Raw genomic sequence first — 14,772 nt, forward strand, 5'->3', positions numbered from 1 at the left:
GGACATGGGGGAGTCGGGGATCGGCGCGGAGCTGCCGGGGGTGCACCTGCGCTGGCTGGCGCTCGACGAGCAGACGCTGGACGCCGAGCGGCTGCTGCCGCTGCTGAGCGACGAGGAGCGCGAGCGCTACGCCGGCACGGTCGCCGCGTCGGCGGCCGAGCGCTTCGTCTTCGGGCGGGTGCTCCTGCGGATGCTCGCGGCCGAGCTCACGGGGACGCGCGCGTCGGAGGTCCGGGTCGTCGCGTGCTGCCCGCGCTGCGGGGGCGCGCACGGCCGGCCGCGGCTGGAGGGACGCGGGAGCGCGCTCGAGCTGCTGTCGGTGAGCATCGCGCACTGCGCGGGCGCCGTCGTGGTCGCGGCGAGCAGCGCCGGTGCGGTCGGCGTCGATGTGGAGCCGACGCTGGGCACGCCCGAGCGCGGGGAGCGGATCACGCGCATCGCCGGGGCGCCCTTCGCCACGGGCGGGATGCGCCCCGCCGACCCCGTCCTGCACTGGACCCGGATCGAGGCCGCACTGAAGGCGGACGGTCGCGGGCTCGAGCTCGACCCGCGCCGGGTGCACGTGCACGAGTCGCACCACGCGGCGGAGGCGCGGATCGACGGCGTCCGCTTCCGGCTGGCCGAGCCGCAGCTGGACCCCGCGCTGCGGGTCAGCGTCGCCCTCGGGCCGATGGGGGACGCGGGCGCCGGGCCCATCATCGGCTGGCGGCGCGAGCACGGCGACGCGCTCGCGGACTCGCTGGTGTCAGCGCCGGGACGGTAGCGGCGGCAGCTCCTCGTCGAGGAGCCAGGCGTCGAGCAGGTCGTCCACGCCCTCGCCGAGGACCTCGGTGCAGAGCTCGCGGAACTCCTCGTCGGTGACGGCGGCGGAGGCGTAGCGGGACGTCCACTCCCGCAGCAGCCGGAGGAAGGGCCCGTCGCCGACGGTGAGCCGCAGCGCGTGCAGGGTGAGCGCGCCGCGCTTGTAGACGCGGTCGTCGAAGAGCGCGACCGGCCCCGGATCGGCGAGCACGAGATCCTGCGCCGCAGCCCGCAGCACCGCGTGGTGGCGGCGGGCGCAGGCGTCGGCGGTGGCGCGGCCCGACTCCTCCGACCACAGCCACTCCGCGTAGCAGGCGAACCCCTCGTTGAGCCAGATGTGGCGCCACCGGGCGATGCCCACGCTGTTGCCGAACCACTGGTGCGCGAGCTCGTGCGCGATGAGGCGCTCCGAGCCGCCGCGGCCGTCGGCGTGGTTGGCGCCGAACACCGCCATCGCCTGCGCCTCGAGCGGGATCTCCAGCTCGTCCGCCGTGACGACGACGCAGTAGCGGGCGAAGGGGTAGGGCCCGAACAGCCGCGTGAACAGGGCGAGCATGCGCTCGAGCGGAGCGAAGTCGTGCGCGACCCGAGCGGCCAGGGCGGCGGGGCTGGCGAGGGTCACCGCGACGCCGGCGAGCACGCGCTCCTCGATCGCGTAGCGGCCGATCTGCACCGAGGCGAGGTAAGCGGCGCTGGGCTCGCGCTGCTCGTAGAGCCAGGTGCGGCGGCCGGAGCGGGCGCTCGAGTCGACGAGCACCCCGTTCGCGAGCACGGCGTAGCCCTCCTCGGCGGTGACGCGCAGGCGGTACGGAGCCTTCTCGGCGACGTCGTCGTTGCAGGGGAACCAGGTGGAGGAGCCGGAGGGCTGCGAGGCGACGAGCACCCCGTCCTCCAGCTCCTCCCAGCCGAGCTCGCCCCAGTGGCTGGCGCGGGGGGCGGGGTGGCCGCTGTACTCGATCTCGACGTCGACGCTCTCGCCGGCGGCCAGCGGCTCGGCGGGGGACACCCGCAGCTTGTGCGGCGCCTGCTCGTGGCGGGCGCGGCGTCCGTCGATCCGGACGCGGGACACGCGGAGCCGGGAGAGGTCGAGGGAGAACCGCCGGAGCGGCTGCAGCGCGACGATCCGCAGCACGGCCCGGCCGGCCAGGCGGTTGGAGGCGACGCGGTAGTCGAGGTCGAGGTCGTAGGCCTCGACGCGGTAGCCGGTGTTCCCGATACCGGGGACGTAGGGGTCGCCGGCGGTCTCGAGCCCGGTCAGCGCGGGGCTCACGCGACGGGCGCGTGGTAGTCGGCGACGCGCACCTCGCGCCACGGGCCGATCGGGTTGCCGCTCCAGCGGCTGCCCGCGGGCACGAGCTCCCCCCGCATGACGAGCGAGGCCGGGCCGACCGTGCCGTGCTCGGCGATCCGCGCGGCGGGGAGGATCACGCTGTGCGGGCCCAGGGTGGCGCCGGCGTCGAGGCTCACGAGATCCATGCTCATGATTCGATCATGGAACAGGTGCGTCTGCACGACGCAGCCCCGGTTCACGGTCGCTCCGTCGCCGAGCGAGATCAGATCGGCCTCGGGGAGCCAGTAGCTCTCGCACCAGACGCCGCGTCCGATCCGGGCGCCGAGGCTCCGCAGCCACCAGACCAGCGCCGGAGTGCCCGCGGCGGCGTGGGCGAACCAGGGCGCGGCGACCATCTCGGTGAAGGCGTCGGCCAGCTCGCTCCGCCAGACGAACGAGGACCACAGCGGCTGCTCGCTCGGCTCGACCCGCTGGATCAGGATCCACTTCGCGGCGGTGGAGACGGCTGCGGCGACCGCCCCGGCGGCCAGCAGCACGACGCCTCCCACGAGCGCGGCGAGCACCGCCCCGAGCGTCTGGATCAGCGCGAGCAGTCCGGCTACCACGCCGAGGCCGATCGCGACCGAGACGACCACCGGGACGAAGCGGCCGAGTTCCCACGCGATGCGGGCCGCGCGGAGTCGGCGGGCCGGGCGGAAGGTGCGCGCCGACTCCGCCTCGACGACGGTGCGCCGCAGCCGCACGGGCGGTGAGCCCAGCCACGACGAGCCCGCCTTCGACTTGCGGGGCGCGGAGGAGAGGACGGCGACGAGTCCGCCGGCGGGCACGGTGTGGCCGGGCGCGGCCATGCCGGAGTTGCCGAGGAACGCGCGCTCGCCGATCTCGGCGCGGGCGAGCCGCATCCAGCCGCCGCCGAGCGCGTAGGAGGCGACGAGCGTGTCGTCGGCGAGGAACGCGCCGTCGCGGATGGTCGTCATCGCGGGCAGGAGCAGCACCGTCGAGGCCTCGACGTCGCGTCCGACCTTCGCGCCGAGGAGCCGCAGCCAGACCGGGGTGAACAGGCCCGAGTAGAGCGGGAAGAGCAGGACCCGCGCGGAGTCGAGCAGCCGCTCCGTCGACCAGACCTGCCAGCCGATCCGACCGCGCACAGGGTGGGTGCCCGGCTCGACGCCCCGGCCGAGCAGGCGCACCAGGACGACGACGAGGGCGGCGAGGACGACTCCGGAGACGGCGACGGCGGGCACGAGGGCGGCGAGAGCGGGCCCGAGCGCGGCGCCGAGGCCGGCCGAGCCGCGCACGGCGGCGGCCACGACGGCGAGCCCGGCCGCGAGGGCGAGGACCGGGACCGCCGCGAGGCCGACCGCGGACGCTCCGTACGCCCAGACCCAGCCCGGGCGGCGCGCCGGGCGCTCCGAGGGGAACCCGGCGTTCGCCCTGCCGAGCCGCTGGGCGGGGGATCCTCCCCAGCGCTGCCCGGCCGGCACCCGCCCGAAGACGGCCGATCCCGGCTCGATCTGCGCGTGCTTGCCGATCCGGGCGCCGGGGAGGAGCGTGCTGCGCGCGCCCACCGTGCTGCCGGCGCCGACCCGGACGGCACCGACGCGCAGGACGTCGCCGTCGATCCAGTAGCCGGAGAGGTCGACCTCGGGCTCGATCGCGGCGCCGCGCCCGAGCGTGAGCATCCCGGTCAGCGGAGGGAGGGAGTGCAGGTCGACGTCGTCGGCGATGCGGGCGCCGAGCGCGCGGGCGTAATAGGCGACCCAGGGCGCGCCCGCGAGGCTCACGGCCTTGAGCTGGAACGCGATCTGCTCCGCCAGCCAGAGCCGGAGGTGCACGCTCCCGCCGCGCGGGTGGTCTCCGGCTCGGATCCCGCGCAGCAGGGTGCGCGCGGCGAGGACGGTGAGCCCCATCCGCCCGAACGGCGTGAGGAAGAGCGCGAACGCGGGGATCAGCGCGGCGAGCGGAGCGGTGGGCAGCCAGCCGAACCCCGGCACCAGGTCGAGCACCGCGGTGGCGGTGAGGATCGCAGTGACCCAGCGGGCGCTGCCGAGCACGAGCAGCGGTGCGCCGAGGAGGGTCTGCAGCACGCGCATCCTGAGGGGGACCGGCGCGATGCGGTGAGCGGACACCTCCGCAGTGCCGGTCGAGCGGCTCTGGATCTCGGCGGCCATCGCCGCGAGACGCGGGTGGGCGTAGACGTCGGCGACCGTGAACTCGGGGTCGCGCTCGCGGATCCGCGCGACCAGCTGGGCGGCGGCGAGGGAGCCGCCGCCGAGGTCGAAGAAGTTCGCCCGCTCGTCGACCGGCACGCCGAGCACGTCGCGCCAGAGGGCGGCGAGCCACGCCTCCTCGGGGTCGAGGGAGGCGTCCTCGGTCGTGCCCACGGCGAGCGGCCAGGGGAGTGCGGCGCGGTCGACCTTGCCGGAGACGCGGGTCGGCAGCTCCTCGACCACGGCCAGCAGCGGCACGAGGGATGCGGGCAGCGCCTCACGCAGGCGGGCGAGCGCCGCGTCGCGGTCGAGCTCCCGGCCGCCGGCGAGGGCCAGGTAGCCGACGAGGACCTGGTTGCCGGCCGCCGTGGTGCGGACCGCGGCCGCCGCCCCCGAGACTCCGGGGAGCGCCTGCAGCGCCGCCTCGACCTCGCCGAGCTCGATCCGCCGACCGCCGAGCTTCACCTGGTCGTCCGCGCGCCCCTGGAAGATCAGGCCGGCGCTCTCGAAGCGCACCAGGTCGCCGGAGCGGTAGGCCCGCTCCCAGCCCAGGAGCGGTGCCGGCGCGTACTTCTCGGCGTCCTTGACCGGGTCGAGGTAGCGCGCGAGCCCGACCCCGCCGATGACCAGCTCGCCGACCTCGCCCTCGCCGATCCGCTGCCCGTCCGCGTCCACGACGGCGAGCCGCCAGCCGTCCAGCGGCAGCCCGATGCGCACCGGGGGAGGCCCGCCGAGGGGCGCGGCGCAGGCGACGACGGTGGCCTCGGTCGGCCCGTAGGTGTTCCAGACCTCGCGGCCCTCGACGGCCAGGCGCTCGCCGAGCTCCGGCGGGCACGCCTCGCCGCCGAAGATCAGCAGGCGGACGTTCTCGAGCGACTCCGCGGGCCAGAGCGCCGCGAGGGTCGGCACGGTCGAGACCACGGTGATGCCGTGCGTGGTCAGCCAGGGGCCGAGGTCCATGCCGCTGCGGACCAGCGAGCGGGGAGCGGGGACGAGGCAGGCGCCGTGCCGCCAGGCGAGCCACATCTCCTCGCAGGACGCGTCGAACGCGACCGAGAGACCGGCCAGCACCCGGTCCCCGGGGCCGAGCGGCTCCGCCTGGAGGAACAGGCGCGCCTCGGCGTCGACGAAGGCGGCGGCGGAGCGGTGGCTGACCGCCACTCCCTTGGGGGTTCCGGTGGAGCCGGAGGTGAAGATGATCCAGGCGTCGTCCTCGAGCGAGGGCGGCTGCAGCAGCGGGATCGACGCCGTGCTCGGGTGCGGCGCGCTCGCGGTGAACAGGCGGGCGGCCGGCTCGTCGGCGCCGGTGCGCTCGAAGCGGCCGGAGCCGGTGATCACGCCGCGGACGGCGGCCTCGCCGAAGACGAGGCGCGCCCGCTCCTCGGGGTCGTCCGCGTCCACCGGGACGTACGCGGCTCCCGCGGCGAGGACGGCCAGGATCGCGAGGTAGAGCTCGCGGGAGCCGCTGGGCATGCGGATCCCGACGCGGTCGCCGCGTCGGACCCCTGCGGTGGTGAGCTCGCCCGCGAGCTGCACCGTGCGGGCCAGCAGCTCCCGGTAGCTGAGCGCTCCGGCCGGGTCCTCCAGCGCGGAGGCGTCCGGGTGGCGCTCCGCGGTGTCGCGGAGGACGTCGACCAGCGTGCGGGGAGGAGGGGTGGCCGCTCCGGCGTCGAGCACGTCCTGGGGGCCGGCCGTCTCGGTCACGTCTCGTCTCCGTCCCGGCCGCGCGATCGGGAGCGCGGCGGCCGGGGCGACACCGTAGGGAGGCGGGGTGACGCGGAGGTGAACAGGCGGGGTCGGCCCGCCCGGCTCAGTGCGCCATCGGGAGCGGCGCGTCCGACTCCGCCGGGCGGCGGACGAAGAACGCGGCCACGATCGCGACCGTCGCGATCGACGCGCCCCACAGGAACGCGGAGTGGATGCCCCCGGCGTAGGAGGCGACCTCGTCGGCTCCGCCCTGCGCGAGCTCCGCCGACCGGATCGAGAGGACGGTGACGAACAGCGCCGTGCCCGCCGCGCCGCCCAGCTGCTGCACGGTGCCGATGATCGCGCTGCCGTGCGAGTAGAGCGAGGGGCGCACCGAGCCGAGGCCGGCGGTGAACAGCGGCGTGAAGACGAAGGCGAGGCCCAGGCTGAGGGTGACGTGCAGCGAGAGGACGAACCAGGGCGACGAGTCTGCCGCGAGCAGGGTGTACCCCCACAGCGCGCCGGCGACGACGATCGAGCCGGGCACGAGCAGCACGCGCGGGCCGAAGCGGTCGTAGCCGCGGCCGACGAACGGCGCGAGCAGGCCCATCAGCAGGCCGCCGGGGAGCAGGAGCAGCCCGGTCTCCAGCGGGGTGAGGCCCAGCACGTTCTGCGTGTAGAGGGGCAGCAGGATCAGGGTGCCGAAGAGCGCCGACATGCTGACCGCCATCATCGCGATGACGATGGTGAAGTTCGCGGAGGAGAAGGTCCGGAGGTCCAGCAGGGCCCGGTCGGTGCGCTGCAGCAGCAGCTGGCGCGCGATGAAGCCCGCGAGGCCGAGACCCGCGACGACGAACGGGATCCACGGCGCGACGACCGCGGCTCCGCCCTCGCCGAGGCTCGACAGGCCGTAGACGAGGCCGCCGAAGCCGAAGACCGAGAGGACGACCGAGAGCGAGTCGATCGGGATGGAGCGGGGCTCGGTGACGTTCTCGACCTTGCGCAGGCCCAGGAGCAGCGCGCCGATCGCGATCGGCAGCACGATCCAGAACATCCAGCGCCAGCCGAGGAAGTTGAGGATGACGCCCGAGATCGTCGGTCCGACGGCCGGAGCCACCGAGATGACGATCGAGATGTTGCCCATCATCCGGCCGCGGATCGCCGGGGGCACCAGCGTCATCACGGTCGTCATCAGCAGCGGCATCATGATGGCCGTGCCGCCGGCCTGCACCACGCGGGCCGCCAGGAGGACCGCGAAGGTCGGGGCGAGCGCGGCGGTGAGCGTGCCGAGGCTGAAGAGGATCATCGCGGCGGCGAAGAGCGTGCGGGTGTGCAGCCGCTGGATCAGGTAGCCCGTGATCGGGATGACGACGGCCATCGTGAGCATGAAGGCGGTCGAGAGCCACTGGCCCACGTGCGCCTCGACGTCGAAGTCGCGCATGAGGTCGGGCAGCGCCACGCTCATGATCGTCTCGTTGAGGATCACGACGAACGCCGACACCAGCAGGAGGCTGATGACCAGGCGGCTGCGCGGCTCGAGGGTCGTGGCGGCGGCGGGTGCGGCGGGCCGCGCGGCGGGAAGGGTGCTGCGCTCGGTCACAGGTGTTCTCCGGTCGTGAGGGGATCGGTGTGAGGGGCGCATCGACGGCTCGACTCGCGGGCGCGGATGCGGGGTACGGAGGGAGAACAGCGGCGGACGCCCCGGACATTCCCGATCGACGGGGATCCGCTGCGAGAGGTCTCAGGTGAGGACCGTGGAGAGCGCGGAGGACGCGGCCTCGGCCTCCTCGAGCGTGGCGCCCTCGCCGAAGCTGAACCGCACGGCGGTCCGGGCGACGTCGGGGTCGAGGCCGAGGGCCAGCAGCGCGGGCGAGGGCTCGTCGCGCCCGGCGGCGCACGCCGAGCCGCTCGAGACGACGACGCCGCGCTCCTCCAGCTCGAGGAGCGTCGACTCGCCGCTGCGCCCGGGGACGGCGTACGCGGCGATCGAGGGGAGCCGGTGCGCCGCGGAGCCCAGCGGCACGGCCCGGGGCGCCAGGGCCGCGACCCGCTCGGCGAACGCGTCCCGGACCGCTCCGACCCGCGCCGCGCGGTCCGGATCGAGCAGGCGCACCGCGGTGCCGAGCGCGACCGCGAAGGCCACGTTCTCGGTGCCCGAGCGCCGCTCCCGCTCCTGGCCGCCGCCGTGCAGCAGGGGCTCGAACGGGAGCCGGCTGCGCAGCAGCAGCGCCCCCACGCCCTTCGGCGCCCCGAGCTTGTGCCCCGAGACCGAGACCGCGTCGGCGCCCCAGCCCGCGACGTCCAGCCAGCCGGCGGCCTGGACGGCGTCCACGTGCAGCGGCACGCCGCGCGATCGGCAGAGCGCCGCGATCGCCGGAACGTCCTGCACCGTCCCGATCTCGTTGCTCGCCGCGAGCACCGAGACCAGCGCGGTGTCCGGCCGGACCAGCGCGGCGAGCGCGTCGAGGTCGAGCAGGCCGGTCGCGTCGACGGGGGCCGTCGACACCTCGAAGCCGTGCAGGCGCCGGAGGTGGTCGGCCGACTCGACGGTCGCCTCGTGCTCGAGCGCCGAGATCACCAGGTGCCGTCCGCGCGGCGATCCCAGCGCGAGGCCCTTGACCGCCGTGTTGATCGACTCCGTGCCGCCGGAGGTGAAGAGCGTCTCGGAGGCGCGGCCGCCGAGGAAGCGGGCCACGTGAGCGCGCGCCGCCTCCAGCGCGCGCGCCGCGGCGTCGCCGAGCGAGTGGCTGCTCGACGGATTGCCGTACTCGGCGGTGAGGAACGGCCACATGGCCTCCAGCACCTCGCGGCGCACGGGCGAGGTCGCGGCGTGGTCGAGGTAGATCACTCGACCGCGATGTCCAGGCCGAGGTCGAGCGAGCGGACGCTGTGGGTGAGCGCGCCGACGGAGATCACGTCGACTCCCGCCTCCGCGATCGCGCGCACGGTCGTGAGGTCGACGCCGCCGCTCGCCTCGACCACGGCCCGCCCGCCGATGAGGGCGACGCCCTGGCGGAGCAGCTCGGGGGTGAAGTTGTCGAGCATGATCGTGTCCGCGCCTCCCGCCAGCGCGGGCTCGATCTGGTCGAGCCGGTCGACCTCGACCTCGAGGTGCGCCGTGTGCGGGATCGAGGCGCGCGCCGCCCGCAGGGCCGCGGTCAGGTCGATCCCGCGCGCGGCGAGCACCGCGAGGTGGTTGTCCTTCGCCAGCACCGCGTCCGAGAGCGAGAAGCGGTGGTTGCGGCCGCCGCCGCTGCGGACGGCGTGCCTCTCGAGCGCGCGCAGGCCCGGCGTGGTCTTGCGGGTGTCGACGATGCGGGCGCGCGTCCCCTCCACAGCGGCGACGTACTGCGCCGTCAGGGTGGCGATGCCGCTCATCCGCTGCACGAGGTTGAGCGCGACCCGCTCGCCGCGGAGCACGCCGCCCGCGGGGCCCTCGATCCGGGCGAGGGTCTGCCCGGCCTCGAAGACCGCGCCGTCCTCCACGAGCACCGAGCAGCGGATCCGGGAGTCGACCTGCCGCATCGTGCCGACGAGGACGGCGCCGCCGCTGAAGACGCCGGGCTCGCGGGCCACGAGGGCTGCGCTCGCGGTGGCGTCCGCGGGGAGGAGGGTGTCGGAGGTCAGGTCGCCCCAGGGCGCGTCCTCCTCGAGGGCGAGGGTGACGACGCGGTCGATGCTCTGGCGGGTCAGCACGGAAGGGCCGCCTCTCTGGTGGGGGCGGCGGCGCTCGCCGTCGCGGGGTCGGGGGAGTCGGTGCGGTGGTGGGCGCCGACGGAGTGCGTGCGCGCGAGCGCGGCGTCGATGAGAGCGAGGGCGCAGGTCAGCAGGTTCGCGTCCTCGAGCGTCCTCAGTCCGAGCGGAGCGGGCGAGGCGGAGGCGACGAGCGCGTCGCGCGCCGCTGTGAGCCCCGCCGCGTCCCGGGAGAGGCCGGCTCCCGCCCACATCGCGTCCTGGAGAGCGGTGCGGTCGAGCGTCATCGGGACGACGGCGCGGGGAGGGGCGACCGGGCCGCCGCTCCAGGAGAGGGAGTCGAGGGCGAGCGCCGCGCGGCGCGCGAACACGACGCCCTCGAGCAGGCTGTTGGAGGCGAGGCGGTTCGCGCCGTGGACGCCGGTGCGGGCGACCTCGCCCACTGCGAGCAGCCCGGGGAGGCTGGTGCGCCCGTCCAGGTCGGTCGCGATCCCGCCCATCCAGTAGTGCGCGGCCGGAGTCACGGGCAGCAGGTCGTCGGCGAGCGAGAGCCCGTTCTCGCGGCAGGCCGCCGAGATCGTCGGGAACCTCTTCGCCAGCACCTCGGGGTCGATCGCCCGGGCGTCCAGGTGCACGGGCAGTCCGCCCTGCAGTCGCATCCGCTCCGCGATCGCGCGCGCCACGACGTCGCGCGGCGCCAGCTCGGCCTCGGGGTGCACCCCGGCCAGGAACCGCTCGCCCGCGGAGTCGCGCAGCACCGCGCCCTCGCCGCGCACCGCCTCCGAGACGAGGAAGCCGCCCGGCAGCGCGAGCGTGGTCGGGTGGAACTGGTAGAACTCCAGGTCCGCCGTCTCCGCTCCCACCCGCAGGGCGGCGGCGAGCCCGTCCCCGGTCGCGACGGACGGATTGGTGGTGTGCCGGTAGAGCTGCCCGGCGCCTCCGGTGGCCAGCACGACCGCGTCGGCCGCCAGGCGCTCGAGCACGCCGTCGTGCAGGACGTCGGCGCCCGTGACCGAGCCGCCCTCCCGCACCAGGTCGACCAGGGCGGCGTGCTCGCGCACCTCGACCGACGAGGCCCGCACCGCCGCCACGAGAGCGGCCTCGATCGCGGCGCCCGTCGCGTCGCCGCCGGCGTGCAGGATCCGCGGACGCGAGTGGGCGCCCTCGAGTCCCCGCGCCAGCTCGCCGCCCTCGCGGTCGAAGCCGACGCCCCACTCCTGCAGCACCGCGACCGCCTCCGGCCCCTCGGCGCAGAGCACCTCGACCGCCGAGCGCACGGCGAGGCCCGCACCGGCGGTGAGCGTGTCCTCCACGTGCAGCGCCACGGAGTCGCCCGGCGCCGTGACCGCGGCGATCCCGCCCTGCGCGGCGCGCGTCGACGACTCCGCCAGCGTGCCCTTGGTGACGAGCAGCACCTCGTGGCGGTGCTGCGCCGTCAGCGCGGCGACCAGCCCGGCGATGCCGCTGCCGACGACGACGACCCGCGCCATGTCAGACCGCCGCCGGCCCGGCGGGCGGAACGGCCGCGAGCATCCGCTCGAGGGCGATGCGCGCCTCGGCCTGCACCGACTCCGCGACCTCGATCCGGTTGAGCACCGTCCCCGCGACCAGTCCCTCGAGCACCCAGGCGAGGTAGCCGGGGTGGATGCGGTACATGGTCGAGCAGGGGCAGACCACGTCGTCGAGGCAGAAGATCGTGTGCTGCGGGTACTGGACGGCGAGGCGCTGCACCAGGTTGATCTCGGTGCCGATCGCGAAGGTCGATCCCGCGGGTGCCGCCTGGATCGCCTTCACGATGTAGTCGGTCGAGCCGTACTCGTCGGCCGCGTCGACGACCGCCATCGGGCACTCCGGGTGCACGATCACGCGCACGCCCGGGTGCTCGGCGCGCGCCTTCGCGATCTGGGCCGTCGTGAAGCGCTTGTGCACCGAGCAGAAGCCGTGCCAGAGGATCACCTGCGCGTCCAGGAGCGTCGCAGTGTCGGAGCCGCCCTGCGGCTTGCGCGGGTTCCACATCGGCATCCGCTCCAGCGGCACGCCCATCGCCTTGGCGGTGTTGCGGCCGAGGTGCTGGTCGGGGAAGAACAGCACCCGCTGCCCGCGCGCGAACGCGTCCTCGAGAACGGTCGCCGCGTTCGAGGAGGTGCAGACCACGCCTCCGTTGCGGCCGCAGAACGCCTTCAGCGCGGCCGAGGAGTTCATGTACGTGACCGGGACGAGCGGCACGCGGCCGTCGGCGTCCGGCTCGGTGCCGTAGAGCTCGGTGAGCTCGGCCCACGCGTCCTCGACGGAGTCGATGTCGGCCATGTCCGCCATCGAGCAGCCGGCCGCCAGGTTCGGGAGGATCACGGCCTGCTCCGGACCGGAGAGGATGTCGGCCGTCTCCGCCATGAAGTGCACGCCGCAGAAGACGATCGCCTCGGCGTCGGGCCGGCTCGTCGCCGCCTTCGCCAGCTGGAACGAGTCGCCCACGTAGTCGGCGTACTGCACCACCTCGTCCCGCTGGTAGAAGTGCCCGAGCACGACGACCCGCTCGCCGAGCGTCTCCTTCGCCGCGAGGATGCGGTGGTGCAGCTCGTCGGCGCTCGCCGTCGTGTACTCCTCCGGCAGACGTCCCTGGACCGGGGCGTCGGCCGGGATCGGGTCGGCCTGGGAGGCGCCGGGCCCGTAGGCGGGCAGGCCGAGGTCGAACGACCAGGGGGCCTCCGCGAGCTCGGGCGCGCAGGTGGCGCCGGGCGCGGAGCCGCCCTCGATGAGCCGGATGGTGCTGTCGACGGATGTCACGGTGTTCTCCTCGTGAGGCGGGTGGGGGAGTCGGGCGGCGCGCTCAGACGGGCAGCGGGCCGTTGTCGACGAGCGCCGCCGACTCGTCGTAGCGGTAGAGGCGCGGGGGACGGTGGCGGGTGCCCGTCAGGCGCTCCCCGGTGGGCACCACGGTGCCGGAGCTCTCGATCGTCCGGCGGAAGTTGGCCGGGTCGAGGGGCTTCTGCAGGACGGCCTCGTGGACCTCCCGCAGCTGGGACAGGGTGAAGGCGCCGCCGAGGAAGGCCTGCGCGATGCGGGAGTACTCCATCTTGTTGCGCAGGCGCCAGAGGGCGTAGTCGACGATCAGTCCGTGGTCGAAGGCGAGCTCGAGCGGCAGATCGGTGCAGAGCCAGGCGACGTTCTCTCCCACGATGGCCTCGTCGGCCTCGGCGGAGCGCACGAGCGCCCAGTAGACGATCGACACGACGCGGTCCTCGCCGGGGGAGCGGTCGGTGCCGCCGACGGCGTAGAGCTGCTCGAGGTAGCGCGGAGCCAGGCCCGTGGTCTCGCGGAGAGTGCGGCGGGCCGATTCGGCGAGATCCTCGTCCGGATGCAGCGGTCCGCCGGGCAGTGCCCAGCGTCCCTCGAACGGCTCGCGGATGCGCCGGACGACGGGGATCCAGACGGTGCTCGCTCCGGTCTCCGGGTGCGGCCGCAGGGCGAAGATCACCGTCGACACGGCGAGCTGCACGTCCGGCATCCGATGCCCCCTACTAAGAGTCGCACCGACTGTAAGTGCTGGGATCACCTTAGTGTCACCAACACCTGAACACCTAGCGGGACAAGCGACACGCCGCTACGGGCCCGCCCCGCCCGCTAGGCTGACCGCACAACCGAATACCGGGCCGCAATACGCGACGCGGGAGAGCCGACTCCGGTCGGCACCGAAGGAGCAAGCCTCCCCGCCAATCTCTCAGGTCTTGTACCGCGTCGAACTGGCCACTCTGGAAAGCGATCCGCTCGGATCCGCCCATGGTGAAAGCGCTCGACCCCTCGGGGCGGCGCGAATCTCTCAGGCTCCACGACAGAGGGGGAGTTCCCACGGCACTGCTGTGCTCTGCCGCGAACGCGGCGCGAGTCCAGCACTGCGACGAAATGGAGAACTCATGTCCGAGACCCCGACGACCAGCCCCGAAGCCCGCTACTCGCCCCTGCACGAGGTGCACGTCGCCGCCAGCGCGTCCTTCACCGACTTCGCCGGGTGGCAGATGCCGGTCCGCTACTCCGGCGATCTCGCCGAGCACCACGCCGTGCGCACCGCCGCCGGCCTCTTCGACCTCTCGCACATGGCCGAGATCCTCGTCGTCGGCCCCGAGGCGGTCGACGCCCTCGACTACGCGCTGGCGAGCGACATCTCGGCCGTCGCCGCCGGCCGCGCGAAGTACACCCTTCTCCTGGAGCGCACGGGCGGCGTGATCGACGACCTCGTCGTCTACCGCACGGGCGAGGACCGCTTCATGGTCGTCGCGAACGCGGCCAACCGGCACATCGTCGTCGAGACGCTCCGCGACCGCACCGCGATGTTCGAGTGCGAGCTGTTCGACGAGAGCGACGACGTCGCCCTCATCGCGCTGCAGGGCCCGCGCTCGCTCGAGATCCTGCAGAACGTCCAGGGCCTCGCCGTCGAGACCGAGCGGGGAGCGGAGTCGGTGCTCGACACGGACGACGCCGCCCGCCTGCTCGCGGAGCTGCGCTACTACCGCGCCGTGCCCGCGACCTTCGAGGCGCACCCGATCCTGATCGCGCGCACCGGGTACACAGGCGAGGACGGCTTCGAGATCTACGTCTCGCCCGACTCTGCTCCCACGCTCTGGCAGGCTCTCGCCGAGACCGGCGCCGGAGCGGGCCTCGTCCCCGCCGGCCTCGCCGCCCGCGACACCCTCCGCCTCGAGGCGGGCATGCCGCTCTACGGCCACGAACTCTCCCGCGACGTCTTCCCCGCACAGGCCGGCCTCGGCCGCGTCGTCGCCTTCGGGAAGCCGATCGACTTCGTCGGCCGCGCGGCCAGCGAGGAGGGTCCCTCCGGAGACGCTCCCGTGCTCGTCGGGCTCGTCGGCGAGGGCCGCCGCGCCGCCCGTGCCGACTACACCGTCCTCTCCGGCGACGACGAGGTCGGAGTGGTCACCAGCGGCGTCCTCTCGCCGACCCTGGGCGTCCCGATCGCGATGGCCTACGTCGCCCCCGCCTCCGCGCAGCCCGGGACGGCGCTCGCCGTCGACATCCGCGGCACGCGCCTCCCGATGACCGTCACCGAGCTCCCCTTCTACTCGAGAAAGAAGAACTGAC

At 74.6% G+C, this 14,772-nt stretch carries 10 protein-coding genes and 1 riboswitch; of the genes, 2 read left to right on the plus strand and 8 right to left on the minus strand.

What is annotated here, in order from left to right:
• Positions 1-4 precede the first annotated feature (4 nt).
• Positions 5-763 (plus strand): 4'-phosphopantetheinyl transferase superfamily protein, encoded by a 759-nt coding sequence (locus C5C35_RS02350; RefSeq protein ID WP_104262476.1) that lies wholly within the window; start codon positions 5-7, stop codon positions 761-763.
• On the opposite strand, the gene C5C35_RS02355 is transcribed toward C5C35_RS02350, so the two are convergent.
• From C5C35_RS02355 to C5C35_RS02390, 8 genes are all read right to left on the minus strand, one after another.
• A complete protein-coding gene (locus C5C35_RS02355; RefSeq protein WP_258068979.1) occupies positions 746-2,071 on the minus strand; it encodes a M1 family metallopeptidase in 1,326 nt (441 codons plus the stop codon). The genes C5C35_RS02350 and C5C35_RS02355 overlap by 18 nt on opposite strands.
• Positions 2,068-6,006, minus strand: coding sequence for a Pls/PosA family non-ribosomal peptide synthetase (locus C5C35_RS02360; protein ID WP_181127710.1), 3,939 nt, complete (start codon positions 6,004-6,006; stop codon positions 2,068-2,070). Before C5C35_RS02360 ends, C5C35_RS02355 begins: the two co-directional genes overlap by 4 nt.
• Positions 6,007-6,112: 106 nt before the next feature.
• Positions 6,113-7,630 (minus strand): DHA2 family efflux MFS transporter permease subunit, encoded by a 1,518-nt coding sequence (locus tag C5C35_RS02365; RefSeq protein ID WP_104255091.1) that lies wholly within the window; start codon positions 7,628-7,630, stop codon positions 6,113-6,115.
• 99 nt (positions 7,631-7,729) lie between these two features.
• Positions 7,730-8,836, minus strand: a complete 1,107-nt coding sequence (locus C5C35_RS02370) for a cysteine desulfurase family protein (protein WP_104246615.1) — start codon at positions 8,834-8,836, stop codon at positions 7,730-7,732.
• A complete protein-coding gene (gene nadC, locus C5C35_RS02375) occupies positions 8,833-9,684 on the minus strand; it encodes a carboxylating nicotinate-nucleotide diphosphorylase (RefSeq protein ID WP_104237538.1) in 852 nt (283 codons plus the stop codon). Before nadC ends, C5C35_RS02370 begins: the two co-directional genes overlap by 4 nt.
• Positions 9,678-11,171, minus strand: coding sequence for an L-aspartate oxidase (gene nadB / locus C5C35_RS02380; RefSeq protein ID WP_104246614.1), 1,494 nt, complete (start codon positions 11,169-11,171; stop codon positions 9,678-9,680). The genes nadC and nadB overlap by 7 nt, the downstream gene beginning before the upstream one ends.
• 1 nt (position 11,172) lies before the next feature.
• On the minus strand, positions 11,173-12,465 hold the full coding sequence (gene nadA, locus C5C35_RS02385) for a quinolinate synthase NadA (protein WP_104222968.1): 1,293 nt from the start codon (positions 12,463-12,465) through the stop codon (positions 11,173-11,175).
• 43 nt (positions 12,466-12,508) lie between these two features.
• Positions 12,509-13,186, minus strand: a complete 678-nt coding sequence (locus tag C5C35_RS02390; protein WP_104246613.1) for an NUDIX domain-containing protein — start codon at positions 13,184-13,186, stop codon at positions 12,509-12,511.
• A 150-nt stretch (positions 13,187-13,336) separates the two neighbouring features.
• Positions 13,337-13,424, plus strand: a riboswitch (glycine riboswitch).
• Between the two features lie 168 nt (positions 13,425-13,592).
• Here C5C35_RS02390 and gcvT point away from each other — a divergent pair.
• Positions 13,593-14,771, plus strand: coding sequence for a glycine cleavage system aminomethyltransferase GcvT (gene gcvT / locus C5C35_RS02395; RefSeq protein WP_104246612.1), 1,179 nt, complete (start codon positions 13,593-13,595; stop codon positions 14,769-14,771).
• The last annotated feature ends 1 nt before the right edge of the window (position 14,772 follow it).

Origin of the sequence: Rathayibacter sp. AY1F8 (genome assembly GCF_002932165.1) — a bacterium.
GTDB lineage: Bacteria > Actinomycetota > Actinomycetes > Actinomycetales > Microbacteriaceae > Rathayibacter.